19 protein-coding genes are annotated in these 24615 nt (G+C 72.8%); 10 read left to right on the top strand and 9 right to left on the bottom strand.

All coding sequences use genetic code 11. The features are described 5' to 3' along the window. Positions 1-23 precede the first annotated feature (23 nt). From narH to OHA37_RS12850, 10 genes are all read left to right on the top strand, one after another. Entirely contained in the window at positions 24-1544 is a 1521-nt protein-coding gene (gene narH, locus OHA37_RS12805) for a nitrate reductase subunit beta (RefSeq protein ID WP_266904746.1), read from the top strand. 11 nt (positions 1545-1555) lie between these two features. Continuing rightward, on the top strand, positions 1556-2260 hold the full coding sequence (gene narJ, locus OHA37_RS12810) for a nitrate reductase molybdenum cofactor assembly chaperone (protein ID WP_266904748.1): 705 nt from the start codon (positions 1556-1558) through the stop codon (positions 2258-2260). Next, positions 2260-2985, top strand: coding sequence for a respiratory nitrate reductase subunit gamma (gene narI, locus OHA37_RS12815; RefSeq protein ID WP_266904750.1), 726 nt, complete (start codon positions 2260-2262; stop codon positions 2983-2985). Before narJ ends, narI begins: the two co-directional genes overlap by 1 nt. Next, on the top strand, positions 2982-4199 hold the full coding sequence (locus tag OHA37_RS12820) for a TIGR04053 family radical SAM/SPASM domain-containing protein (RefSeq protein WP_266904752.1): 1218 nt from the start codon (positions 2982-2984) through the stop codon (positions 4197-4199). Before narI ends, OHA37_RS12820 begins: the two co-directional genes overlap by 4 nt. Positions 4200-4268: 69 nt before the next feature. Further along, positions 4269-5648, top strand: coding sequence for a protoporphyrinogen oxidase (gene hemG / locus OHA37_RS12825; protein WP_266904754.1), 1380 nt, complete (start codon positions 4269-4271; stop codon positions 5646-5648). A gap of 249 nt (positions 5649-5897) precedes the next feature. Then, on the top strand, positions 5898-6569 hold the full coding sequence (cseB, locus tag OHA37_RS12830) for a two-component system response regulator CseB (protein ID WP_443046299.1): 672 nt from the start codon (positions 5898-5900) through the stop codon (positions 6567-6569). Between the two features lie 5 nt (positions 6570-6574). Continuing rightward, complete coding sequence (locus OHA37_RS12835) at positions 6575-7822, top strand: sensor histidine kinase (RefSeq protein WP_266904758.1); 1248 nt, start codon at positions 6575-6577, stop codon at positions 7820-7822. A gap of 124 nt (positions 7823-7946) precedes the next feature. After that, a complete protein-coding gene (locus OHA37_RS12840) occupies positions 7947-8729 on the top strand; it encodes an ABC transporter ATP-binding protein (RefSeq protein ID WP_266904759.1) in 783 nt (260 codons plus the stop codon). Positions 8730-8803: 74 nt separating this feature from the next. Further along, the gene (locus OHA37_RS12845; protein ID WP_266904761.1) at positions 8804-11335 is read left to right on the top strand and encodes an ABC transporter permease; all 2532 of its coding nucleotides are present in this window, start codon (positions 8804-8806) and stop codon (positions 11333-11335) included. A gap of 80 nt (positions 11336-11415) precedes the next feature. Next, entirely contained in the window at positions 11416-12993 is a 1578-nt protein-coding gene (locus OHA37_RS12850; RefSeq protein ID WP_266904763.1) for an alpha/beta hydrolase, read from the top strand. Between the two features lie 91 nt (positions 12994-13084). Here the strand turns inward: OHA37_RS12850 and moeZ are convergent, their stop codons facing one another. From moeZ to OHA37_RS12895, 9 genes are all read right to left on the bottom strand, one after another. Beyond that, on the bottom strand, positions 13085-14263 hold the full coding sequence (gene moeZ / locus OHA37_RS12855) for an adenylyltransferase/sulfurtransferase MoeZ (protein WP_266904765.1): 1179 nt from the start codon (positions 14261-14263) through the stop codon (positions 13085-13087). 63 nt (positions 14264-14326) lie between these two features. After that, the gene (locus OHA37_RS12860; RefSeq protein ID WP_266904767.1) at positions 14327-15079 is read right to left on the bottom strand and encodes a spherulation-specific family 4 protein; all 753 of its coding nucleotides are present in this window, start codon (positions 15077-15079) and stop codon (positions 14327-14329) included. Next, on the bottom strand, positions 15067-16092 hold the full coding sequence (locus OHA37_RS12865) for an NAD-dependent epimerase/dehydratase (RefSeq protein ID WP_243335987.1): 1026 nt from the start codon (positions 16090-16092) through the stop codon (positions 15067-15069). Before OHA37_RS12865 ends, OHA37_RS12860 begins: the two co-directional genes overlap by 13 nt. 108 nt (positions 16093-16200) lie before the next feature. After that, entirely contained in the window at positions 16201-17118 is a 918-nt protein-coding gene (locus tag OHA37_RS12870; RefSeq protein WP_266904769.1) for a hypothetical protein, read from the bottom strand. After that, positions 17115-18956, bottom strand: a complete 1842-nt coding sequence (gene pelF / locus OHA37_RS12875; protein ID WP_266904771.1) for a GT4 family glycosyltransferase PelF — start codon at positions 18954-18956, stop codon at positions 17115-17117. The genes OHA37_RS12870 and pelF overlap by 4 nt, the downstream gene beginning before the upstream one ends. Positions 18957-19143: 187 nt before the next feature. Then, positions 19144-20898 (bottom strand): dipeptide ABC transporter ATP-binding protein, encoded by a 1755-nt coding sequence (locus OHA37_RS12880; protein WP_266904773.1) that lies wholly within the window; start codon positions 20896-20898, stop codon positions 19144-19146. After that, positions 20895-21887, bottom strand: a complete 993-nt coding sequence (locus OHA37_RS12885) for an ABC transporter permease (RefSeq protein ID WP_266904775.1) — start codon at positions 21885-21887, stop codon at positions 20895-20897. Before OHA37_RS12885 ends, OHA37_RS12880 begins: the two co-directional genes overlap by 4 nt. Continuing rightward, positions 21884-22867, bottom strand: a complete 984-nt coding sequence (locus OHA37_RS12890) for an ABC transporter permease (protein WP_266904777.1) — start codon at positions 22865-22867, stop codon at positions 21884-21886. Before OHA37_RS12890 ends, OHA37_RS12885 begins: the two co-directional genes overlap by 4 nt. Then, positions 22864-24603: an ABC transporter substrate-binding protein gene (locus OHA37_RS12895; RefSeq protein ID WP_266904779.1), complete on the bottom strand. Its 1740-nt coding sequence runs from the start codon at positions 24601-24603 to the stop codon at positions 22864-22866. Before OHA37_RS12895 ends, OHA37_RS12890 begins: the two co-directional genes overlap by 4 nt. Between the last annotated feature and the right edge of the window lie 12 nt (positions 24604-24615).

Consider the following 24615-nt stretch of genomic DNA (forward strand, 5'->3'; position numbering starts at 1 on the left):
GCGAAGCGACTATCGGACGCGTCATGGCCCAAGTAGCCATGGTCATGAACCTCGACAAGTGCATCGGCTGCCACACCTGCTCGGTCACCTGCAAGCAGGCGTGGACCAACCGGCAGGGCACCGAGTACGTCTGGTTCAACAACGTCGAAACCCTCCCCGGCCAGGGTTACCCGCGCCGCTGGGAGGACCAGGAGAAGTGGAAGGGCGGCTGGGAGCGCACCCGCTCCGGCAAGCTCCGCCTCAAGGCGGGCGGCCGCCTCGCCAAGCTGGGCAAGATCTTCGCGAATCCGGACCTGCCGGAGATCGACGACTACTACCAGCCCTGGACCTACGAGTACAAGAACCTCACCGAGGCCCCGGCGGGCGACGACATGCCCACCGCCCGGCCCGTCTCCCAGCTCACCGGCGAGCCCATCGACAAGATCGAGTGGGGTCCGAACTGGGACGACAACCTCGGCGGCGCGCCCACGCACGCCCCGCAGGACCCGATCATCGAGAAGATCCGCGACGAGGTCGGCGAGAAGATCCGCTTCGAGTTCGAGCAGAGCTTCATGTTCTACCTCCCGCGGATCTGCGAGCACTGCCTCAACCCCGCGTGCGTCTCCTCGTGCCCCTCCGGCGCGATGTACAAGCGCGAGGAGGACGGCATCGTCCTGGTCGACCAGGACCAGTGCCGCGGCTGGCGGATGTGCGTGACCGGATGCCCGTACAAGAAGGTGTACTTCAACCACCAGACCGGCAAGGCCGAGAAGTGCACCTTCTGCTTCCCGCGCATCGAGGTCGGCATGCCGACCGTGTGCTCGGAGACCTGCGTCGGCCGGATGCGCTACCTCGGCGTGATGCTCTACGACGCCGACAAGGTGACCGAGGCGGCCGCGGTCGAGGACGAGCACGATCTGTACCCCTCCCAGGTGGAGTGCTTCCTGGACCCCGCGGACCCCGCCGTGATCGCCGCCGCCCGCGCGGCCGGCATCACCGACGAGTGGCTCGACGCGGCCCGCAACTCCCCGGTCTACGACCTGATCGCCACCTACCAGGTCGCCCTCCCGCTCCACCCGGAGTACCGGACGATGCCGATGGTCTGGTACGTGCCGCCGCTCTCCCCCGTCGTCGAGGCGGTCGCCGCCACCGGCAGCGACGGCGAGGACGCCGGCAACCTCTTCGGCGCCATCGAGTCCCTGCGCATCCCCGTCGAGTACCTCGCGGAGGTCCTCACCGCCGGCGACACCGTGCCGGTGGAGGCGGTGCTGCGCCGGATGGCGGCGATGCGCGCCTACATGCGCCGGGTCAACCTGGGCGAGGAGCGGGACGAGTCGATCGCGCGGGCCGTCGGGCTGTCCGGGCAGGAGATGGAGGACATGTTCCGCCTCCTCGCCATCGCCAAGATCGAGGACCGCTTCGTGATCCCCAGCGCCGCGCGGGCCGAGGCCGAAGCGCTCGCCGACTCCCACCCGCTGAACGACACGGATCAGGGCTGTCCCGTGAGCGCCCTGCCCGAACCCCGGGTGATGCTCAACCTCGGTGATACCAGGAGGCGTTCGTGATCCGGCAACCGATGAGTGGCGATGCACTGGTACGACTGGTCGCGGGCTGCGTACTGCAGTACCCCGGCGACCACTTCCACGACGAACTCCCGCGGCTCCGTGCGGCCCTCGCCGGGGCGCCCGCCGAACCGGCCGCGCTGCTCGGCGCGTTCCTCGACGAGGCCGAGCGGCAGACCCCGATCGAGCTGTGCTCCCAGTACACCTCGACCTTCGACACCCGCAACCGGCGCTGCCTCTACCTCACCTGGTGGGTCGACGGCGACACCCGCCGGCGCGGGCTGTCCCTGGTCCGGCTGAAGCGGATCTACCGGGACTTCGGGCTGGAGTTCGCGGGCGAGGAACTGCCCGACTTCCTGCCGGTGGCCCTGGAGTTCGCCGCCCGCGAGGAGGAGGCCGGCACCGAGCTGCTCCAGGAGCACCGGGCCGGGCTGGAACTGCTGCGCCTGGCGCTCACCGAGTCCGGGTCCCCGTACGCCCGGATCCTGGAGGCCGTCTGCGCGACGCTGCCCGGACCCTCCCCCGAGACCAAGGCGGAGGCGAAGGCCCTCGCATCGAGCGGGCCGCCGCAGGAGCTCGTGGGCGCGGGCTCGGCGCTGGAGCCCTTCGGGCCGGGCCTGGACATGCCGGCCGACCTGCCCCTCGGAGCCCCGACCGACCTCCCCTGGCCCACGTCGGCTTCCGCCGCTTCCCTAGCCTCCGAAAGGATGCCCGCCTGATGGACCTCCTCCTGTGGGGCGTACTGCCGTACGTCTCGATCGCGCTGCTCATCGCGGGCACGGTCTGGCGGGCCCGCTTCGACAAGTTCGGCTGGACCACCCACTCCTCGCAGCTGCACGAGTCGCGGCTGCTGCGCATCGGCTCGCCGCTCTTCCACTTCGGCATGCTCTTCGTGGTCGTGGGCCACGTGGTCGGCCTGCTCATCCCCAAGAGCTGGACCGACGCGGTGGGCCTGAGCGACCACGCGTACCACCTGATGGCGCTCTCCACCGGCACCATCGCGGGCGTCGCGGCCGCCGTGGGCATCGGGATCCTGGTCTACCGGCGCTTCAAGGTGCCGGCCGTGCGCCGGGCGACCCTGCGCAGCGACCACCTGATGTACTCGTTCCTGCTCGGCGCGATGATCCTCGGGCTGACGGCGACCCTGCTGAACTCGGCCGGGATGACGGACGGTTACAACTACCGCGACGGCATCTCCGTCTGGTTCCGCAGCCTGTTCACCTTCACCCCGGACTACCACCTGATGGCGGGAGCCCCGCTCGCCTTCAAGATCCACATCCTGTTCGGCTTCACGCTGTTCGCGCTGATCCCGTACTCGCGCCTGGTGCACATGTTCTCGGTGCCGCTGAAGTACCTGTTCCGGCCGTACGTGGTCTACCGCAAGCGGGACCCGAAGCAGCTCGCCAACCGCCCGACCAAGCGCGGCTGGGAGCGGGTCTCTTGAATCCTCGCCCCACGCACACCGCCCGGCCCGCCCACACCGTCGTACGGCAGCCCCGCCACGCGGTCTCCGACCGGCCCTTCATCGTCATCTGGGAGGCCACCCGCGCCTGCCCGCTGGCCTGTCTGCACTGCCGGGCCGAGGCGCAGACCCTGCGCCACCCCGAGGAGCTCGACGGGGCGGACGCCCGGCGCGTGATGGACCAGATCGCCGCCTTCGGCAAGCCCAGCCCGCTCTTCGTGATCACCGGCGGGGACCCCTTCCAGCGCGCCGACCTCACCGACCTGATCGCGTACGGGACCTCGCTCGGCCTGCGCGTCGCGGTGTCCCCGTCCGGTACGCCGACGCTGACCCGGGAGAACCTCGTAGCGGTCCGGGAAGCGGGGGCCATCGCGCTCTCGCTCTCCCTGGACGGCTCCACGGCCGGGCGCCACGACGCCTTCCGGGGCGTGTCCGGGGTCTACGACTGGACGCTGGAGGGCTGGCGGGCCGCCCGGGAGCTCGGGCTCAAGGTGCAGATCAACACCACCGTCACCCGCGACAGCCTGGAGGACCTGGCCGACATCGCGGCGCTGGTCAAGCGCGAGGGCGCGATGCTGTGGTCGGGCTTCGTCCTGGTCCCGACCGGGCGCGGGGAACAGCTGGACTCCCTGACCGCCGCCGAGATCGAGGACGTCCTGCACTTCCTGTACGACTGCGGGGCGGTGATGGCCACCAAGACCACGGAGGGCCACCACTTCCGGCGGGTCGTACTGCAGCGCACCGTCCTGGACGCGCGGGGCGAGCGACCCGTCCTGGGCGCGCTGTACGAGCGCCTGACGGCCCGCGCCCGCGAGCTGGGGGTCTTCGACGGGGAGCGGCGTGCCGTGCGCCGGCCACCCATGGACGTCTCCTCGGGCCGCGGCTTCGTCTTCATCTCGCACACGGGCGAGGTGCACCCCAGCGGCTTCCTGCCCCTCTCGGCGGGCAACGTGAAGAACCACCCGCTGACCGAGATCTACCGGGGCTCGGCGCTCTTCACCAAGCTCCGCGACCCCTCGCTGCTGCGCGGCAAGTGCGGGGCGTGCGAGTTCAAGACGGTGTGCGGGGGATCGCGCTCCCGGGCGTACGGATTCACGCGCGACGTGCTCGAAGCGGACCCGTACTGCGCGTACGAGCCCGGCAGCTTCCCCTACCAGGAGGACCTCAGGGCTCTGACCGAAAGCATGAGGCGCTGACCCACCCCGCTCCCCTACGTTGAATACGGGAACATATCGACCACGGCCTGGGGGCCACGGGAGAACACAATGCGTTCATTGATCGTCATCGGTGGCGGGATCAGCGGTCTGGCCGCCGCGTGGCAGTTGCGCGGCCAGGCCGATGTGACCGTCCTGGAGAGCCACGCCAAGGTCGGCGGGAAGCTCCGGACCGGCACCATCGCCGGCATCACCGTCGACGAGGGCGCGGAGTCCCTCATGGCCCTGCGTCCGGAGGCCGTGGAACTGGCCGCCGCCGTCGGACTCGGCGAGGCCCTCTGCGATCCCGCGAAGGCCCCCACCACCATCTGGACCAACGGCGCCCTGCGCCCGCTGCCCGCCGGACACGTGATGGGCGTCCCCACCGACCCCGCGGCGCTGGTCGGTACCGGACTGCTCTCCCCCGAGGGCGTCCGGCGCGTCGCCGCCGAGGAGACCCTCCCCGCGACCCCGCTCACCGAGGACTGCTCGGTCACCGAGTACCTGGGCGGCCGCTTCGGCCAGGAAGCCGTGGACCGGCTCATCGAACCCATGCTGGGCGGCGTCTACGCCGGCCTCGCCGACCGGCTCTCGCTGCGCGCGGCCATGCCCCGGATCGCTGCCCTCGCCGAACAGGGCACCCCGCTGCTCCCGGCCCTGCGCCGGATGCGCGCGGCCGGCGCCCCCCGCTCGGGGGCCGTGGCCGTGCAGGGCGTCGTCGGCGGCACCGGGCGCTTCCCGGCGGCCGTCGCGGAAGCCTGCGGAGCCCGCATCCTCACCGGAACGACGGCCCGCTCGCTCCAGCGGGTCGCGGGCGACCGCTGGCGCGTCCAGGCCATGACCGGCGACGGCGCGCTGACGATGGAGGCCGACGCGGTCATCCTCGCCCTGCCCGCCTTCGCGGCGGCGGAGCTGCTGCGCCCGCACTCCCCGATCGCCGAGGCCGAGCTCTCCTCGATCCCGCACGCCTCGACGGCCGTCATCACCATGGCCTTCTCCCGCGCCCAGGCCCACTTCCTCCCCGAAGGCAACGGCTTCCTGGTCCCGCCGGTCGACGGCCACACCCTGAAGGCCGCCTCCTTCCTCTCCAACAAGTGGTCCTGGCTGCACGATTCGGCCCCCGAGACCTTCGTACTCCGCGCCTCCATCGGCCGCATCGGCGAGGACGAGCTGCTCGGCCGCCCCGACCGCCACCTGGTCCGCTCGGCCATCGCCGAGCTCCACCACGCGGTGGGCCCCATGGGCGAACCCCTGGCCACCCGCGTCACCCGCTGGGACCGGGGCCTGCCCCAGTACGGCGTCGGGCACCGCGAGCGCGTGGCCCGCATCCGCGAGGCCGCCGGCAAGCTCCCGGGCATCGCCCTGTGCGGGGCGGCGTACGAGGGCGTGGGCGTGGCCGCGTGCGTCGCCACGGGGCGCGCGGCGGCGAAGCAGGTCCTGGCGCAGCCGTAGCGGGCGCCCGCCTTGGTATCGGCCCTCTGTATCCGGCCCTTTTGTATCCGGCGGGTATCGGGCAGCGCTTGGTTCTTCATCTGATCGGTCCGCAGGGCCGTGGCGGGGGTGTCCGCCACGGCCGCTGCCATATCGTTCCTTTCAGGTCATCGCCCACCGAACAGGAGCCAGCCGCCCGTGTCCTCCCCCACCCAGGCTCCCGCCGCCCCGCGACCGGTTCGCGTGCTGCTGGTGGAGGACGACGAGCTGATGCGCCGCTCGTTCACCGTCTCCCTGGAGCGCTACGGGTACACGGTGCGGGCCGCCGCCGACGGACTCACCGGCCTCGAATCCTTCCGCGACGAGGACTTCGACCTGCTGATCCTCGACGTGATGCTGCCCGGCCTCGACGGGATCGGCCTGTGCCGCAAGGTCCGGGAGACCAGCCTGGTCCCCGTCCTGATGATGTCGGCGCGCGGCGACGGGCTGGACATCGTGTCGGGCCTGGAGGCCGGGGCCGACGACTACGTCGTCAAGCCCGTGGACACCAACGTGCTCGTGGCCCGCATCCGCTCGCTCCTGCGGCGCGCCACCTACGCCCCCGCCCCGGCGGCGGCCGGACAGCCCGCGGCCGACCCGGCGGGACCGGCCGAGGGTGAACTGCTGGCCTTCGGGGACCTCACCATCCACACCGGCGGCCTGGACGTGGCCGTCGGCGGAACCCCGGTGGCGCTCACCCCGACCGAGCTGAAGCTGCTGCTGGAGTTCGCCGCCCACCCGGGCATCGTGCTGGAGCGGCACACCCTGCTGCGCAACGTCTGGGACTACGGCTGGGACGGCGACAGCCGGGTCGTGGACCTGTGCGTGCAGCGGCTGCGCGGCAAGCTCGGCCGGGACCGGATCGAAACGGTCCGCGGTTTCGGCTACAAGCTCAGGCGCTGAGAGCGGTGCGTCCGTTTCACCACGCCGGGCCGCGCCGCATTCCCCTGCGCTGGAAGATCGCCGCGCTGGCCGCGGCCACCGGATGCCTGGTCGCCGCCTCGGTCGGCGTGCTCGTGCACGTGTGGACAGCGCGGGACATTCGGGAACAGGCGGAGATGCACGCCTCCAACAACATCTACTCGGCCATGGAGACGTACCGGCGCACCGGAACGCTCTCGGACGGCGCCGAGCTCGATCCCCCCGAACTGCCCGCCTCGCTGCGGAACCTCTCCGACGACTCCCGGCACACGGCCTACTACGGCAGCCGCGACGGAACGATCCCCCCGGGCATCTGGGGCGCCCAGCGGACCGGTGGCCCGGGCAGCCCGGTGCTCGCCCTGCGGGTCAGCATGAACGCGGGGCTCTATGGGCTGCGCCAGCTCGACGTGACCATGGCGGTCGCCTCGCTGGTCGTCCTCGCGGGGGCCACTCCCCTGGCGGCCTACGGAGCCGGGCTGCTCGCCCGCAGACTGCGGCTGGTCTCCGAGACCGCGGGCCGCATCTCCGCCGGAGACCTCGACGCCCGGAGCGGGATCACCGGGAACCGCGACGAGCTGGACGACATCGCCACCACCGTCGACCGCATGGCCGACACCCTCAGCCGCCGCCTGCGCGACGAGCGCCGGTTCACCGCCGACGTGGCCCACGAACTGCGCACGCCCGTCGGCGGCCTGCTCGTCACCGCCGACCTGCTCCCCGACGGGGAGACCGAGGACCTGCTCCGGGCCCGGGTGCGCGATCTGCGCGGGCTGGTCGAGGACCTGCTGGAGGTGTCCCGGCTCGACGCCGGGGCCGAACGGGCGGTCCGTGCCCGGGTCCCGCTCGGCGCGGTCGTCGCCGAGGCGGTGACGCGCACCGGCCTTGGCACCGAGGTCGACGTCACCGGGCAGGGCGAACACGTGGAGACCGACCCGCGCCGCCTCGAACGGATCGTCGGCAACCTCGTCGTCAACGCCCACCGGCACGGGAAGGGTCCGGTGCGGGTCACCGTGGAGGACCGTACGGTCGTCGTACGCGACCACGGCCCCGGCTTCCCCGCCGAGCTGCTGAGCAACGGCCCGCGCCGCTTCCAGACGGGTGCGACCGAGCGCGGTACGGGCCACGGCCTCGGCCTGACGATCGCCGTGGGTCAGGCCCAAGTGCTCGGCGCCGAACTCCGCTTCGCCAACGCCCCGGACGGCGGCGCCGTCGCCACGCTGCGTCTGCCGCACTGAAGGCTCGTCAGCTACAAGATCGATACACACCGGAGCAACCCCCGATACCCGTCGCCCCGGGCCCCCGATACGTCCCCCGGACACCCTTCGAAGTGCAGCTTCCCGCACCCGAAGAGGAGTCCCCGTGACCGCCGCCCCCCTTGCCCCGCACCCGCACTCCGCGCCGACCGGCATCGCGGCGGCCGCCACCGGCCTCTCGAAGGTCTACGGCAGCGGTGACACCCGGGTCGTCGCGCTGGACGGGGTCGACATCTCCTTCCGCGAGGGCGAGTTCACCGCGATCATGGGCCCCTCCGGCTGTGGCAAGTCCACCCTGATGCACTGCGCCGCCGGGCTCGACTCCTTCTCCTCCGGCTCCGTCCGCATCGGCACCACCGAGCTGGGCTCCCTGAACGACGAGCAGCTGACCCGGCTGCGCCGCGACCGGATCGGGTTCATCTTCCAGGCGTTCAACCTGCTGCCGACGCTGACCGCGCTGGAGAACATCACGCTGCCGCTGACCATCGCCGGCCGCAAGCCCGACCAGCAGTGGCTGGACCACGTGGTGGCGATGACCGGACTCGCCGACCGCCTCGGCCACCGTCCCGGGCAGCTCTCCGGCGGGCAGCAGCAGCGCGTGGCGGTGGCCCGGGCCCTGGTCTCGCGCCCCGCGATCATCTTCGGCGACGAGCCCACCGGAAACCTCGACTCCCGTGCCGGGGCCGAGGTCCTGGGCTTCCTGCGCGGCTCGGTGCGCGAGCTGGGCCAGACCGTGGTCATGGTCACCCACGACCCCGTCGCCGCCGCCTACGCCGACCGCGTGGTCTTCCTCTCCGACGGCCGCCTCGTCGACGAGATGCAGCAGCCCACCGCGGACCGGGTCCTGGACCGGATGAAGGCGTTCGACGCCCGCTTCCGCACGAGCTGACCCCCGCCGCGCTCCCGCACCGCACCAGCCGCCCGCCCGCTCCCCCGGGCCCGCCTCCCAGGATCCGCATCCCCATGTTCCGTACCGCCCTGCGCAACGTGCTCGCGCACAAGGCCCGCCTGCTGATGACCGTGTTCGCGGTCATGCTCGGCGTCACCTTCGTCACCGGCAGCCTCGTCTACGGCGACAGCCAGAAGCAGGCCTCCGTCGACCGGGCGAGCGCCGGCTACGACCGCATCTCCCTCAACGTCTCGCCCAACGCCGTGCCCGGCGGCCCGCCCGGCGCCCTCGACGCCCGCACCGCGGCCTCCCTGGCCGAGGTTCCCGGTGTGGCCGCCGCCGCGGGCCGGGTCAACGGCTTCGCCGCCGTCGCCGACCCCGAGGGCCGGCTGCTGGGCAGCGCCGAGTTCCGCAAGGGCGGCAACTTCGCCCCGGCCAAGGACGGCACGGACCCGGCCTACGCGTTCGAGGAGGGATCCGGCCCGGTCGGCGGCAAGGCCGTCGCCCTCGACGAGGCCTCCGCCGCCAAGGGCGGCTACCGCGTCGGCGACACCGTGCGCGTCGGCACGAGCACCGGCGCCGAGTCCTACCGGCTCAGCGGCGTCTTCCGCACCGACGCCTCGAAGCTCACCCCCGGCGGCAGCCTCGTGCTGTTCGCCGACGCCACCGCCCAGAAGCTGTTCCTCCAGCCCGGCCGCTACACCGACATCGAGATCACGGCCACACCCGACACCGATCCTGCGCAGCTCCTCAGCCGGGTCCAAGCGGTGATCCCGAAGGACTCCACCGCGGTCAGCGGTGCCCAGCTCGCCCGGATCCAGGCCAACCTCGCCTCCACCGGCAGCGACACCATGAGCCAGATCATGGTGGGCTTCGCCGCGGTCGCCCTGTTCGTGGCCACCTTCCTGATCTCCAACACCTTCACCATGCTGGTCTCCCGCCGCACCCGGGAGCTGGCCCTGATGCGGGCCGTCGGCGCCACCCGCAAGCAGGTCCGCCGGATCCTGCTCACCGAGTCCGTGCTCGTCGGCCTGATCGCCTCCGTGGCCGGCATCGTGGCCGGCACCGGAGTCGCCGCCCTGCTCCAGGCCGTCTTCTCCTCCGCCGAGAGCCCGGACGCCCCGCTGACCCTGCTGCCCTCCACAGTGATCATCGCGCTGCTGGTCGGCACCGCCCTGCCCGTGCTCGCCGCCTGGGTGCCGGTGCGCCGGGCCATGACCATCCCGCCCGTCGCCGCACTCGGCGCCGCCGAGCCCGCCGCCCCCGCACGGGCCGGCTCCCTGCGCACCGGGATCGGCGCCGCCCTGCTGGTCACCGGAGCGGCCGCGACCCTGTACGGGAGCCTCGGTGCCGGTACCGACGACGCCCGGGCCGTCATCGGCCTCGGCGCGGCCCTCGCCCTGACCGGCGCCCTCGCCCTCATCCCGCTGCTGTCCCGGCCGTTCACCGCCCTGCTCCGGCCGCTGCTGCTCCGCTGCAGCCCGGTGCACGGCGACCTCGCCGCCCGCAACACCGTGCGCGACCCGCGGCGTACCGGCGCCACCGCCTCGGCGCTCGCCATCGCCCTCGCGCTGGCCTCGGGCCTGTCGGTCCTCGGCGCTTCCGCCACCCAATACCTCGACGGCGCGACCACCCGCGACATCACCGCCGACTACCTCGTGCAGGCCCCCTCGGGCGGGCAGCGGATGACCCCCGCCACCGCCGAGCCCCTCAAGAAGCTGTCCGGCGCCACCTTCAGCCCCCTCAACCAGTCCACCGAGTACGAGATCGGCGGCGTCCGCTCCGTCCTGACCGGCGTCGACCCCGCCGCCATCGGCCGCCTGCTGCGCTACGAGGTGACCTCGGGCTCCCTCGACAGCCTCGGCCAGGGCAAGGTCGCCGTCGCCGACTACAAGGCCCGGGCCAACGGCTGGAAGGTCGGCCAGAGCCTTCCCGTGAAGCGGCTGGACCAGCAGGGCGAGGTCACCATCGGCGCGATCTACCGCGCGGACGAGCAGAGCAAGGTGCTGCCCAGCATCACCGCACCCGACTCCCTGGTCGCCCGCTTCGACTCCACCCCGCACACCGACTCGATCGTCGTGGCCACCGCGGGCGGCCCCGGCCGGGCCCAGCTCGCGAGCGTCGTCAAGGCGCTCGGCGACAACCCCGCCCTGTCCGTCCTCGACAAGGAGTCCATCCGGGCAGAGGACACCAGCGGCATCGGCGACCAGCTGGGCATCTTCTACGCGATGCTCAGCATGGCCCTGGTGATCGCCGCCCTGGGCATCGCCAACACCCTCGCGATGTCCGTGCTCGAACGCCGCAAGGAGATCGGCACGCTCCGCGCCCTCGGCCTGGACCGTGCCGGAGTGACCCGGATGATCCGCATCGAGGCCCTGCTCGTCGGCGCCCTCGGCGCGGCCGTCGGCACCGTGATGGGCATCTTCATGGGCTGGGCCCTCGGCAACACCCTCCAGGAGAGCGTCGCCGGATACGCCCTGGTCATCCCCTGGGGACGGCTCGCCCTCGGGGTGCTGCTCGCCCTCGCCGGAGCCCTCCTCGCCTCCCTCTTGCCGGCCCGCCGGGCCGCCCGCGTGGACATCCCGGCGGCGACCGCGGCGCACTGAACACTGCCACCGCCGCCCCCGCTTGACCCGGATGGGTCAGCGCGGGGGCGGGGCGCGCGTGGCGCGCACAGGATGAAGACATGCCCACACACGTCCTCCGGGTGGCCGCTGCCGCCGCCGCTGCCGCCGCACTCCTCGCCACCAGTGCCTGTTCCGACGGCGGGGGCGAGAAGAAGAGGGGCAAGGACGGCGCCGCGCAGGACATCAAGAAACCCGAGTGGGGCGAGTGCGAGGCCCCCACCCCCGCCGAGGGCGTCGGGCAGGTCCCCGGCAAGGACTGGCAGTGCGCCGTCATCGACGTGCCCCTCGATTACGCCGAGCCGGAGGGCGAGACGATCCCGCTGGCGCTGATCCGGGCGAAGGCCCGTGACAAGGACAAGCGGATCGGCTCGCTCGTCTTCAACTTCGGCGGCCCCGGCGGCTCCGGCATCAGCACCCTGCCGGGCGCGGCGAAGGATTACGGGGCCCTGCGCGAGCGGTACGACCTGGTCAGCTTCGACCCGCGCGGGGTGGGCCGGAGCGCGCCCGTGCTGTGCGAGGACGACAAGCAGCTGGACGCGTACTACGCCGCCGACTCCAGCCCCTCGACGCCGGAGGAGGAGAAGCAGTTCCTCGCCACCTCCAAGAAGTACAAGGAGGCCTGCGAGGCGAAGTCCGGCAAGGTGCTGCCCCACGTCGGCACCGAGAACGCGGCCCGCGACCTGGACCGGATCCGCCAGGCCCTCGGCGACGAGAAGCTGCACTACTTCGGCATCTCCTACGGCACCGAACTCGGCGGGGTCTACGCCCACCTCTTCCCCAAGAACGTCGGCCGGGCCGTCTTCGACGCCGTGGTCGACCCGACCAAGAACTCCGAGCAGGGCGCCCTCGGCCAGGCCAAGGGATTCCAGCTCGCGCTCGGCAACTTCGCCCAGGACTGCGTGAACCGCGGCGACTCCTGCCAGCTGCAGGGCAGTACCGCCAAGGAGATCGAGGCGAACATCATCAAGCTCCAGAAGCAGCTGGCGGCCAAGCCCATCCCCGGCTCCGGCGACCGGCTGCTCACCGATGACGCCGCGACCAACGGCATCGCCTTCGCCCTGTACTCCAAGGAGGCCTGGCCGCTGCTGGAACAGGGCCTGGACGAGGCCGAGGGCGGCCAGGGACAGCTGCTGCTCGCCATGTCGGACGCCCTCAACGGCCGCGACCCCAAGGGCACTTACAGCAACATCGGATCGGCCAACACCGCGATCAGCTGCGCCGACTCCAAGGACCGCTACACCCTGGCGCAGACCAAGGCGAAGCTGCCCGAGTTCCGCGCCGCCTCACCCGTCTTCGGGGACTTCCTCGGCTGGGCCATGATGAGCTGCACCGACTGGCCCGTCGCCGGCGCCTGGAACACCCCGGACGTCTCCGCGCCCGGCTCGGCGCCCATCCTGGTGATCGGCAACACCGGTGACCCGGCGACCCCGTACGAGGGCGCTCGCAAGATGGTGGAGCGGCTCGGCCCCGGCGTCGGCGTGGAGCTCACCTTCAAGGGCGAGGGGCACGGCGCCTACAACAGCGGCGACCCCTGCGTGCAGCAGGCGGTCAACTCCTACCTGCTCGACGGGAAGGTGCCCGGCGGCGGCACCGTCTGCACGGCGTCGAAGTCCCCGGCGCCGACCTCGCCCGTCTAGACGCCCCGAGAACGCCGGAGGGGCCGTACCTCGCGCGAGCGAAGTACGGCCCCTCCGGGTGACTGCCAGTGGACGGGCTGCCAACGGGCTACTAGTAGACCGGCTTCTCGGGCTCGATCTGGTGGACCCAGCCGATGACGCCGCCGCCGACGTGGACCGCGTCCGCGAAGCCCGCGGACTTCAGGACCGCGAGGACCTCCGCACTGCGGACACCCGTCTTGCAGTGCAAGACAATGCGCTTGTCCTGCGGCAGGTCCGCGAGGGCGGTGCCCATCAGGAACTCGCCCTTGGGGATCAGCTTCGCGCCGGGGATCGAGACGATCTCGTACTCGTTGATCTCGCGGACGTCGATGATCTCGATCGGCTCGTCGTTGTCGATCCACTCCTTGAGCTGCTTGGGAGTGATCGTCGAGCCGAGCGCGGCCTCCTGGGCCTCCTCCGACACGACGCCGCAGAAGGCCTCGTAGTCGATGAGCTCGGTGACGGTCGCGTTCGGACCGCAGACCGCGCAGTCGGGGTCCTTGCGGACCTTGACCTGGCGGTACTGCATCTCCAGGGCGTCGTAGATCATCAGGCGGCCGACCAGCGACTCGCCGACGCCGGTGAGGACCTTGATGGCCTCGGTGACCTGGATGGACCCGATGGACGCGCAGAGCACGCCCAGCACGCCGCCCTCGGCGCAGCTCGGGACCATGCCCGGCGGGGGCGGCTCCGGGTAGAGGCAGCGGTAGCACGGACCGTGCTCGGACCAGAAGACCGAGGCCTGGCCGTCGAAGCGGTAGATCGAGCCCCACACGTACGGCTTGTTCAGCAGCACGCAGGCGTCGTTCACGAGGTAGCGCGTGGCGAAGTTGTCCGTGCCGTCGACGATGAGGTCGTACTGGCTGAAGATCTCCATCACGTTCTCGGCTTCGAGCCGCTCTTCGTGAAGGACCACGTTGACGTACGGGTTGATGCCCAGCACGCTGTCGCGGGCCGACTCGGCCTTGGAACGGCCGATGTCCGCCTGACTGTGGATGATCTGGCGCTGGAGGTTCGACTCGTCGACCTCGTCGAACTCCACGATGCCCAGCGTGCCGACGCCGGCCGCGGCCAGGTACATGAGGGCGGGCGAGCCGAGGCCGCCCGCGCCCACGGCCAGCACCTTGGCGTTCTTCAGGCGCTTCTGGCCGTCCATCCCCACGTCGGGGATGATCAGGTGGCGGGAGTACCGACGGACCTCGTCAACGGTGAGCTCAGCAGCTGGCTCTACCAGGGGTGGCAGCGACACGGGGACTCCGTAGATGATTAAGTCTTAACGGTGGTTCTTCCCGTAACACTGCCACGCCCTCCTTCATTCCGAGACACCCGGTCCGATCCGCGAGACGATTTCGTCCCAGTACCCGGGCATCGACGCCCAGGGGTCCCGGTCCGCGGCCCCGCGCCGGTCGGTGAACCAGATGGTCCCCGCGCCCTGCCAGCGGGCGATCCGGAGCGCTTCCTCCAGGTGCGTCCGCGGTACTCCGTGCACGAGGTGGCAGAACGTCTCCGGCGGATGGTCCGCCGTCCACTCCGCCACCTGCGACCAGCGGTAGTCGGCCCAGGTCCCGGAGAAGGTGACCAGCTGGTCCGCGGTTTCCGCGTACCCCTCACAGGGATGGGTGCCGTGTCCGAGGACGATCCGCAGGCCCTCCCCGAGTCCCCGCAGGGTGTCCACGACCCGGCGCACGGAGGCCAGTTCCGCCTTCCCGGCGGGGGCCTGCGCGAGGTAGAAGCCGTCGACTCCGTACCAGTCGCGGAAGCGGTGGGCGTCGGAGACCAGCTCCCCGAACGACCGCTCCCCGTCCCGCATCGCGAGATGCCCGAGGACCGACCCGCCCGCGCCACGGAGCTTCGCGGCCGCCTCCGTGCAGTGCGGGTCGGGCCGGCCGCCCGGGCCGTCCGTGACGTTGAGGACGGCCCAGTGCAGCGGCGTGCCGGGCCGGGTCAGCTCGGCCCACTCCACCGGGGCCAGCAGCGGGTGCGCGTACCCGGGGACCCCCAATCCCAGACGGCCCACCTCGGTGGCGGCCTGGCCGGCGGCCGGCGGGGTGGTCAGATGCGGCACGCCGCCTCCATCCAGATGTCCGCGAGGGACTCCTCCAGGTTGATCCGCGGCCGCCAGCCGAGCCGGTCGCGGGCGGTACGGACATCCGCCTGCTGCCAGGCTCCGCACCCGTCCGGGTAGGGGTACGGCGGCTGAGCGGTCGCGGCGGCGAGCTGCTCGGCCGTGGCCTCGGAGCGCGGGGAGCCGATGGCGGCGAGCCCGGCGGGCCGCCCGGGGTGACCGTGCGCCTGCGGGTGCTGGGCGTGCTGTCCGTGCTGCGGTACGTCGATCTCGTGCAGCGAGCCTCCGTACCCGGCGACCCGCGCCAGCACCGCGGCCGCGTCGCGCAGCCGGACGGCCCGGCCGGTGCCGATGTTGACGACGCCCTGGGCCGCCGACAGCGAGGCGGCGTGCACCGCCCGCGCCACGTCCCGTACGTCGACGAAGTCGCGCTGGACGCCGAGGCCGCTGAGCTTGAGCTCGCCGTCCCCGGACTGCATCGCGCGCCGCATGGCCTCGGCGAGCCGGCCGAGGGGGGATCCGGCGGGGGTGCCGGGGCCGACGGGCGAGAAGACCCGCAGCACGACGGCGTCCAGCCCGGAGCCGAGCACGAGCTCGGTGGCGGCCAGTTTGCTGACTCCGTACGGCCCTCCAGGTCTGGGCACGGCGTCCTCGGCCGTGGACGAACCGGGCTGGCTGGGCCCGTACTCGGCGGCACAGCCGAGCTGGACGAGCCGGGCGCCGCAGCCGCTGCGGCGCAGCGATTCGCAGATGGTGGCGACGGCGACGGTGTTGTGCCGGGTCAGCTCGCGGGCGCCGCCCCGGGTGGCTCCCGCGCAGTTGATGACGACGCCCGGGTGGACGGCGTCGAGGAACCGGGTGAGCGCGCCGGGGCTGCCGGTGGCGAGGTCGAAGCGGACGTCGGCGTCGTCTCCGCGGCCGAGCGCGGTGAGCTGGACCGCGGGGTCGGCGAGCAGCCGGTCCGCGACGTAGCGCCCGAGGTATCCGTTGGCTCCGATCAGCAACACCCTCATCGCGCGTCCCCTTGGTTGGTCGGCTGGCCGGTCATGTCCTGTTTCTCCTTGGTGGATGGGTGGATCGGGGTAGGGGGTACGGCGCTTCGGTGTCTGCTTCCGAAGGTCTCAGGGCCGCTGCGCGTGCGCGGAGGCCCGCGACAGCGCGAGGACGGCGGGTACGAGCACTCCCACCGCGGCGGCGAACGGCGCCGCCGGGACCGGGAGCAGGGCGAGTACGAGGGCCAGGGCCGCCGCGAGGGCTCCGCGGGGGGCTCCGTGGCCGAGCAGCAGCCGGGTCAGGAAGAGCAGCACCGCGAGCGGCACCGCCACCGCCAAGGGGGTCCCGGCCAGTGCGGCCGCCCCCGCCGCGGCCGCGGCGTACAGCGCGAGCGTCCCGAGGAGCAGCGGTCTCACCCCGTCGGCGAAGTCCTCCAGGGCCCGGCTCCCGGCGAGGCGGCGCCGGGCGCGGGCCGCGAAGACGGCGCCGGCCAGGTGCCCGGGGGCGACGGCCACGGCCAGGGCGATCCCGAGCGGGGTGCCGTGGCGGTGGACGGCCCAGCCGAGGGCGGCGGCGGCCAGCAGGTACGCGGCGGCGGGGAAGCGGCCCCCGGCGGCCCGGCCCGGCCATCCGAGGCCGGCGACGGTGACCAGCACCGCGAAGGCTCCCGCCCAGGACCACCCGGCGGCGGCCGCGCCGAGGGCGAGGGCCCCGGGCAGCAGCGCGTAGCCGAAGCCCCGTACGGCCTTGGCGTGGACCGGGATCCCGGCCGGCGGGGCGGGCGCGGTGCCGTCGCGGGGGGTCCGGGCGTAGAGCTCCTCCGCGAGGGAGAAGACGTCCCGGTGGCGGAAGCGGGCGGCGGTGCGGTCGGTGATGCCGTGCGCCTCCAGCCCGGCGGCGATCTCCAGCGGGTCCACGGCGTGCTCGCAGAGCTCCCGGTGGCGGTGGAGCAGCGCCTTCACGGGATCCCCGGCGGAGCGTGCCCTGCGGGGCGGGGGCGGGGGCGGGTCCAGAGGGGGGATGGCTTCGTCCAGGGGCACGGTCATGAGGAGGCCTCCGAATTCGCCGCGGGCACCATGACGCGGTCCCCGCCCGGCCCGGAGCCGTCGGCGGGACCGGGCACACCGGGCACACCGGGGCCGGCCGGGTCGGCGTCCGGGACGGGGGCGTCGGAGGCGTCTGCCGAGGCGCCTTCCGGGGTGCCGGAGGGCCGGGCCTCGCCCGGGGCCGGGAGGCCGGCCGGGTCGGGGGCCGCTCCCCCGGAGGCGGCGGACGGGGTGGGTTCGGGGTGGGGGGCGGCCCAGGTGGGGGTGGCCCAGTGGCCCGGGACCCGGGCCTCGGGCGGCTGCTCGAAGGGCACGCCGGTGCCGTCGGGGCGGGCCGGGCCGCGGGCGAGGAGCCGCAGGTAGGACTCCTGGAAGGCGGCGACGTTCTGCTCGACGGTGAAGAGTTCGAGGGCCCGCGCCCGGGCGGCCGAGCCGAGCCGCTGGGCCCGCTCGGGGTCCCGCAGCAGCGAGACGCAGGCCTCGGCGAGCGCGCGCGGGTTGCGCGGCGGCACCACGAGCCCGGTTCCGCCGATCACCTCGACGACGGCGCCGACGTCGGTGGACACGGTGGCCCGGCCGCAGAACATGGCCTCGGCCAGGGTGATGGGGAAGCCCTCGATGACGGAGGAGAGCACCACCACCCGCCCGGAGCCGTACGCGTGGGCCGGGGACGGCGCGTCGGGTCCGCCGATCTCCTCGAAGGTGACCGGGTTCTCGCCGACCGCGTGCGCGTCGGCGGCCTCGTCGGGGAAGAGCTGCGCGGCGAGCGAGCGGCAGTCGGCCAGGTAGCCGTGCCCGACCTCGTGGTGCCCCGGACCGGCGGCCGTCGCGAAGATCCGCAGCCGTGCGCGCGGTTCGGCCCGGCGCACCTCGGCGAAGGCGTGCAGCAGGGCGATCAGGTCCTTGGCGGGGTCGACGCGGCCGACCCAGACGAGGGTGTGCGGGTCCCCGCACGCCGGGTCCTCGCCCACGGCGGCGAATCGGTCCGCCTCCATCCCGGGGTAGACCGTGCGCAGCCGGTCGCGGGAGGCCCCGCATCGTTCCTGCCAGCGCCGGGCGTGCGCGTTGCCGGGGGTGAGCAGGTCGGCCTGGGAGTAGATCTCGCCGGCCAGCCGGGTGTGGAAGGCCGCGAGCAGGGCCCGTACGGCCGGCCGCTCGTCCCGCGCGGAGTGCGCGGAGTGCTCGAGGTAGTGGGCCCGCAGCTGGACCCCGTACTCGGTGACCAGGAGCGGCACTCCGAAGAAGCGTTTGGCCAGGAGCCCGGGGAGCGCCGCCACGCCGCCCGCGGCCGCGTGGCAGACGTCGACCTCGCTCAGGTCCTCGTACCAGTCCAGGGACAACGGGCGCAGCATCCGCTCCAGTTCGTCCACGAACTCCAGCAGGTCCGCGACCTGCGCCCGCTGTACTTCCCTGCTCGCCTCCGGGGCGCGGCAGGCGGACTCCACCGCCCGTACGGCCGTCTCGGAGCGCAGCGCCGCGTACAGCCCGCCCTGTTCCGAGGCGAGGGCGGCCAGCCCGTACAGCCCGTCCGCGAACCGCGCGGGGTCGGCTCCGCAGATCCCGCGGACCAGTTCGGTGAAGGCGGCGGCGAAGCGGCGGCGCTCGCGGCGCCGGTAGCTGCGCCCGTCGTCGGCCGGCGCCCACAGGGGGGCGGTCGTCACGCGGGTGACGTGGGAGGGCAGCGGCACCCGGCCGCGCTCCTCCTGCTCGGCGCTGCGGCTCAGGGCGTAGAGCTCGAACTCGTGCTGGGGAAGCCCGCGCACGAGCCGGTCGCACCACAGCCTCGCTTCCCCCGTCGCATACGGATAACCACCTTCCGTGAGCAGTCCGATCCGCACGAGTGGCACCCCCGATCTCCCGTTTCAGGCGGTCTCCGTCGGTCCGGCGACCCGCCGGATACGAACTCAAGCGGATATGCCGAAGGCGCGACGGACGGTTGTCCGTCGCGCCACCGGAAGGGGTGAAGAGTCGTAACTTTCCCGTACGGTTCGCGTTCGAGCACGCTAAGAACTAGTGAGGACCGGTCTACGAGGCCCCTGCGAGCACTCCCCCGGACCGGCGCCGGCCGAGCCGGCGGTCGGCGGCCAGGGCGGGGTCGAGGGACGGAACGGCGGCCAGCAGCTCCCGGGTGTAGGCGTGCGCGGGCCGGTCGTAGACCTCGTCGACGGGGCCCTCCTCCACGATCACCCCGCCCCGCATGACGGCGACCCGGTCGCTGACCTGACGCACCACCGCGAGGTCGTGCGCGATGAAGACCAGCGCGATCCCCAGCTCCTGCTGCAGCTCGGCCAGCAGGGCGGTGACCTGCGCCTGCGTGGTCACATCGAGGGCCGAGACGGGCTCGTCGCAGACGATCAGCCGGGGCCGGGGCGCGAGGGCCCGGGCGATGCCGACGCGCTGGCGCTGGCCGCCGCTGAACTCGTGCGGGTACCGGTCGTAGTGGGCCTCCTCCAGCCCCACCCGGAGCAGCAGTTCACCGACCCTGGCGCGGATCGCCCGCTGGTCCTTCTCCCCCGCCGCACGCAGCGGATCCGCGATGGACTCCCCGATCGAACGGCGCGGGTTGAGCGAGGACACCGGGTCCTGGAACACCATCTGCACCCCGGGCACGAGGCCGGCGCTCTCCACCCCGTCCCGCCGCACCTGCCCGGAACTGGGCTCCAGCAGTCCGACGAGCATCCGCCCGAGGGTGCTCTTGCCGCTCCCGCTCTCCCCGACGATCCCGAGCGTCTCCCCAGCCCGCACAACCACCGACACCCCACCCACGGCCTCCACCCGCCGCTTCCCCCGCCCGAACTCCTTCCGCAACGAAAACGCCTCGACGACGGGCAAGGAATCCATCGACGCCGACTCCAGCTCCGCCAAATCCAGCCCCGCCGACGACAACTCCAGCCTCGCCGGGGGCAATTCCAGCCCCGCCGGCGTTTGAGGCGCGGGTACGGGCAGCGCCCGTACAGCCCCCGGCCGGGCCACCCGCACCGCGTCGAGCCGCGGCACCGCCGCCAGCAGCGCCGCGGTGTACGGATCGGCCGGAGCCGACAGCACGGACCCGACCGAGCCCCGCTCGACCACCGCCCCGTCCCGCATCACCAGCACCGAGTCCACGTTCTCCGCCGCCACCCCCACGTCATGCGTGACCAGCAGCAGCCCGAGCCCCCGCTCCTCCCGCAGCCCGTGCAGCAGGTCGAGGATCTGCGCCTGGACGGTGACGTCCAGCGCCGTGGTCGGCTCGTCCGCGATCAGCAGCTTCGGCTCGCACGCCAGCGCCATCGCGATCAGCGCCCGCTGCCGCATGCCCCCGCTGAACTCGTGCGGCCGCGCCCGGGAGCGGCGCACCGCGTCGGGTATGCCCACCCGGTCGAGCACCTCCACCGCCCGCGCCCGGGCCGCACGCCGCGTCACGGGGGCATGCACCCGGTACACCTCGGCGATCTGGTCGCCGATGGCGTAGTACGGGTCCAGGGAGCTCAGCGGGTCCTGGAAGACCATCGCGGCGACACCCCCGCGCAGCTCCCGCAGCCGGGCCGCCGAGGCGGCGCCCACGTCGGTGCCGCCGACCCGGACGGTACCGCCGAGCCGCGCTCCGGTACCGCGATGCAGCCCCAACAGGGCCGCCGCAACAGTCGACTTGCCGCTTCCGGACTCCCCCACGATGCCCAGCGCGCGGCCGGGCTCCAGGGTGAAGGACACCCCGTCCACGGCCCGTACGTACTCCCCCGGCCGGCCGGCCGGAAACTCGACGGTGAGGCCGGTGACGTCCACCAGCGATTCCCGCGTCATGCCAGAACCACCCTTCGGTCCGCGACGGCGTACAGCACGTCGGCGACGACGCCCGCGAGCACGACGGCCGTGCCGATGACGAGCATCACGCCCACCACCACGGGCAGGTCCACCACCCGTACGCCGTCGATGAGGGTCTTGCCGAGCCCGGGGATCCCGAACAGCGACTCGGTCAGCACGGCGCCGCCGAGCATCGTGCCGAAGTCCACGGCGCTGAGCGCGATCACCGGGGCCACCGCGCCCCGCACGGCGTGCCGGGTCACGATGGCCCGCTCCCCCACCCCGTAGGCGCGGAAGGTGCGGATGTGGTCCTCGGCGAGCGTCTCCAGCGTGGAACTACGACTCAGCCGGGCGTACTTGGCGCTCTCGAAGAAGCCGAGGGTCACCCAGGGCAGCAGCATGTTCCACGCCCACTGCTCGGGATCGTCGCCGAGCGGTACGTAGGTCGGGAAGGGCAGCCACTGGAGGTAGGCGCAGACGGCCATGAGCAGCAGCAGCCCGAGGATGAAAACGGGGGTGCCGGTGGCGGCGAGGGTGACCACGGTCAGCGCCCGCTCGATGAACCCGCCCCGGCGCAGCGCGGACAGCAGTCCGGTGCCGACGCCGATCACGAGCCAGATCACCAGCGCGCCCAGCGCCAGCGACAGGGTCGCGGGGAGCCGTTCGAGCAGCAGCTCGGTGACCTGCTGGTCGTTCTGGTACGAGAATCCCAGGCAGGGCGCGTCGCAGTGCAGGACGATCCCGGCGCCGCCGGAGGAGTCCCGGCCCACGAGCACTCCCTGGAGGAAGTGCAGGTACTGCGCGACCACCGACTCGTTCAGCCCGAGCTGCTCGCGCACCTGGGCGATCTGCGCCGGGTTGCAGCGCTCTCCGCAGGCGAGGCGGGCGGGGTCGCCGGGGACGAGGTAGAAGAGGGCGTAGATCACGACGGACAGCGTGAGCAGGACGAGCAGTGCGCCGCCGGTCCGTTTGAGCACGAAGCGGGTCACGCCTTGCGCTCCTTTCTGGTGCCGACCCTCAGCCGCGAGTCCTCGCGCGGGTCGAGGGCCGTACGGACGGCGTCGCCGAGCACCGTGAAGGCGAGCACGGTGACGAAGAGCAGCCCGGCGGGGAGCAGGACGTAGGTGGGGTCCGCGCGGAACCAGGTCTGGGCGCTGGACAGCATCTGCCCCCACGAGGGGGTGGGCGGTTTCACGCCGACCCCGATGAAGGACAGCGAGGCCTCGACCACCATGGCGGTGGGCACCTTGATGGCGGCGAGGGTGATGACGGGGGCGGCCAGCGAGGGCAGCAGCTCCCGGCGGGCGATCCGCAGCGTGCCGTTGCCCGAGAGCCGGGCGGCGTCCACGAAGTCCAGCTCCTTCAGCGACAGGGTCTGGGCGCGCACCATCCGGGCGACGCCGCCCCAGTCGAGCAGCCCGATGACCAGGATCAGCAGCAGCGGCCGCGGGAACTCGGGCGGGACGACGGCGGTGAGGGCAATGGCGATCACCAGCAGGGGCAGGGAGATCATCACGTCGGTGAAACGGCTGACGACCTGGCCCGCGAACCGGCCGCCGAGCGCGGCGGCGAGCCCGACGCCCACGCCGACGAGGACCTGGACGGCGGTGGCGCCGACCGCGACGAGCAGGGAGATCCGGGCTCCGTAGAGCAGCCGGGTGAACAGGTCGCGGCCGGTGCCCGGTTCGACGCCGAGCCAGTGCTCGCCGGAGATCCCGCCGAAGGAGCCGAGCGGGACGCCCCCTCGCGCGGAGTCGACGAGCTCGTCGTGGTAGGCGTTCGGGTCCTGGCCGGTGAGGTGGGCGAACAGCGGCGCGGCGAGGGCGAGCAGGACGAGCAGCGCGAGGACGGCGGCCGCGGCCACGGCCGAGGGCCGGGCCCGCAGCCGCCGCCAGGCCTGCCGCCCGGCGGCCGGGCCCGGGGTGGTGACCTCGGGCCCGGCCGCCGACTGCTGGGCGAGGAGCGTCACTTGACCGAAACCTGCGAGACGTCGAGGACGCCGGTCCAGTCGCTGATGACCACGTTCTTGACGTCCTTGCCGACGAGCCGCTTGTAGACCGGGTGGAAGAGCGGGACGTCGAGGGCCTGCTCACCGATCTTCTTGTCGAGGGCGCCCCAGCGCTTGCCGGCCGCCACGAGGTCGGTCAGCTTGGCGATCTCGTCGATCTCGGTGTTGACGGCCGGGTCGTTGAGCTGCGCGTGGTTGTAGTTGGTGCCGTTGGTGACGATCTGACGGCCGTCGAAGATCGGGGCGAGGAAGGGGGCACCGGACGGCCAGTCGGCGCCCCAGCGGGAGAGGAAGAAGCCGGGGGTGTTCTTGACGTCCCAGCGCTTCTCGTTGAAGGCGTTGTTCTCCAGCCCCTCCAGCTTGACGGTGATCCCGGCGGCGGCGAGCGCCTGCTGCACGGCGGTGGCCACCTCGGGGCTGGTCTGCCGGTTCTGGGCGTTGGAGTGGGTGAGCGTGATGGTCAGCCCGTCCTTGAAGCCAGCCTCGGCCAGCAGTGCCTTGGCCTTGGCCGGGTCTCCGGTCTTGCCGGCCGGGAAGTGGTCGTACGCGGTGAAGCCGAAGGCCTCCTGCTCGGGCAGGAAGGTGGTGGCGGGCTCGGCGAGTGCGGAGCCGCCGGCCGCGTTGATCACGCTGGTGCGGTTGATCGCGTAGGAGATGGCCTGGCGGACCTTCGGGTTGTCGAAGGGGGCGATCTTCGGGTTGAAGGCCAGGTAGTTGACGTAGCCGAAGTGCCCGGTGCCGATCCGCCCCTCCAGCTCCTTGTCGGCGCCGATCTGCGCGAGTTCGGCCGGGCCCAGGTTCGTGTCGGTCGTGATGGCGGCCGCGTCGGCGCCGGAGCTGGTGGACAGGCGCTGGTTGATGACCGCCGCGTCGAGCCCGGAGCGGACGTCGATCTTGTCCGGGTAGGCCTTGCGCTCCTCGTCGGTCTTCTCGTCCCAGTTCTCGTTGCGCTCCAGGGTGAGGTGCTCGCCGTCGTTGTCGTTCTTGACGACCTTGTACGGGCCGGAGGAGACCGGGTGCTCCTCGTACTTGACCCCGGTGTCCTTGGCCTTGGGCACGGGCGCGAACTGCGTCTGCGTGGCGAGGAAGGGGAACTCCCCCTCGGGCTTGCGGAGCTTGAAGACGATCGTCTTCGCGTCGGGCACGACGATCGAGTCGAGCCCCTTGCCGCCGTCCTTGTACGGGCCCTCGTACGTCTCCCCGCCGACCAGCCAGTCGCGCAGGTACGGGGCTCCGCCCGACAGCTCGGCGGCGAAGGACCGCTCGATGCCGTACTTGATGTCGGCGGTGGTGATCGGCGAGCCGTCCTCGTACTTCAGCCCGTCCTTGAGGGTGTACGTCCACTCGGTGGCGTCGGCGTTGGGCTTGCCGAGGTCGGTGGCCAGGTCGGGCACCACCTTGGCGCCGGCCGGGCCCGCCTCCCGGTTGCGGGTGGTCAGCGTGCGGAAGACGAGCGAGGGGACGTTGCCGCCGCCGGAGGTGTACAGGCGGGCCGGGTCGAAGTCGCTCTGCGGCTCGGCGTTGAGGACGGTCAGGGTGCCGCCCTTCTGCGGGGCGGCGCCGGTGGCGCCCGGCTTGTCGCCGGCGGAGGCCTTGTCCGTACCGTCCTTGGGCCCGCAGGCGGCGGCGCCCCCGGCCAGAACGAAGCTGACGGCGACCGCGGCCACGCGGCGCGATATGAGGGACTGACGGGCCATGGGAAAAGGGAC

It is taken from the genome of Streptomyces sp. NBC_00335, from assembly GCF_036127095.1.
Taxonomy (GTDB): domain Bacteria; phylum Actinomycetota; class Actinomycetes; order Streptomycetales; family Streptomycetaceae; genus Streptomyces.

Coding starts and splice junctions, on each gene's coding strand:
- narH (WP_266904746.1), top strand. CDS start 24: ATGGCCCAAGTAGCCATGGTCATGAACCTCGACAAGTGCATCGGCTGC.
- narJ (WP_266904748.1), top strand. CDS start 1,556: ATGAGTGGCGATGCACTGGTACGACTGGTCGCGGGCTGCGTACTGCAG.
- narI (WP_266904750.1), top strand. CDS start 2,260: ATGGACCTCCTCCTGTGGGGCGTACTGCCGTACGTCTCGATCGCGCTG.
- hemG (WP_266904754.1), top strand. CDS start 4,269: ATGCGTTCATTGATCGTCATCGGTGGCGGGATCAGCGGTCTGGCCGCC.
- cseB (WP_443046299.1), top strand. CDS start 5,898: ATGCGCCGCTCGTTCACCGTCTCCCTGGAGCGCTACGGGTACACGGTG.
- OHA37_RS12845 (WP_266904761.1), top strand. CDS start 8,804: ATGTTCCGTACCGCCCTGCGCAACGTGCTCGCGCACAAGGCCCGCCTG.
- OHA37_RS12850 (WP_266904763.1), top strand. CDS start 11,416: ATGCCCACACACGTCCTCCGGGTGGCCGCTGCCGCCGCCGCTGCCGCC.
- OHA37_RS12865 (WP_243335987.1), bottom strand. CDS start 16,092: ATGAGGGTGTTGCTGATCGGAGCCAACGGATACCTCGGGCGCTACGTC.
- OHA37_RS12870 (WP_266904769.1), bottom strand. CDS start 17,118: ATGACCGTGCCCCTGGACGAAGCCATCCCCCCTCTGGACCCGCCCCCG.
- OHA37_RS12880 (WP_266904773.1), bottom strand. CDS start 20,898: ATGACGCGGGAATCGCTGGTGGACGTCACCGGCCTCACCGTCGAGTTT.
- OHA37_RS12895 (WP_266904779.1), bottom strand. CDS start 24,603: ATGGCCCGTCAGTCCCTCATATCGCGCCGCGTGGCCGCGGTCGCCGTC.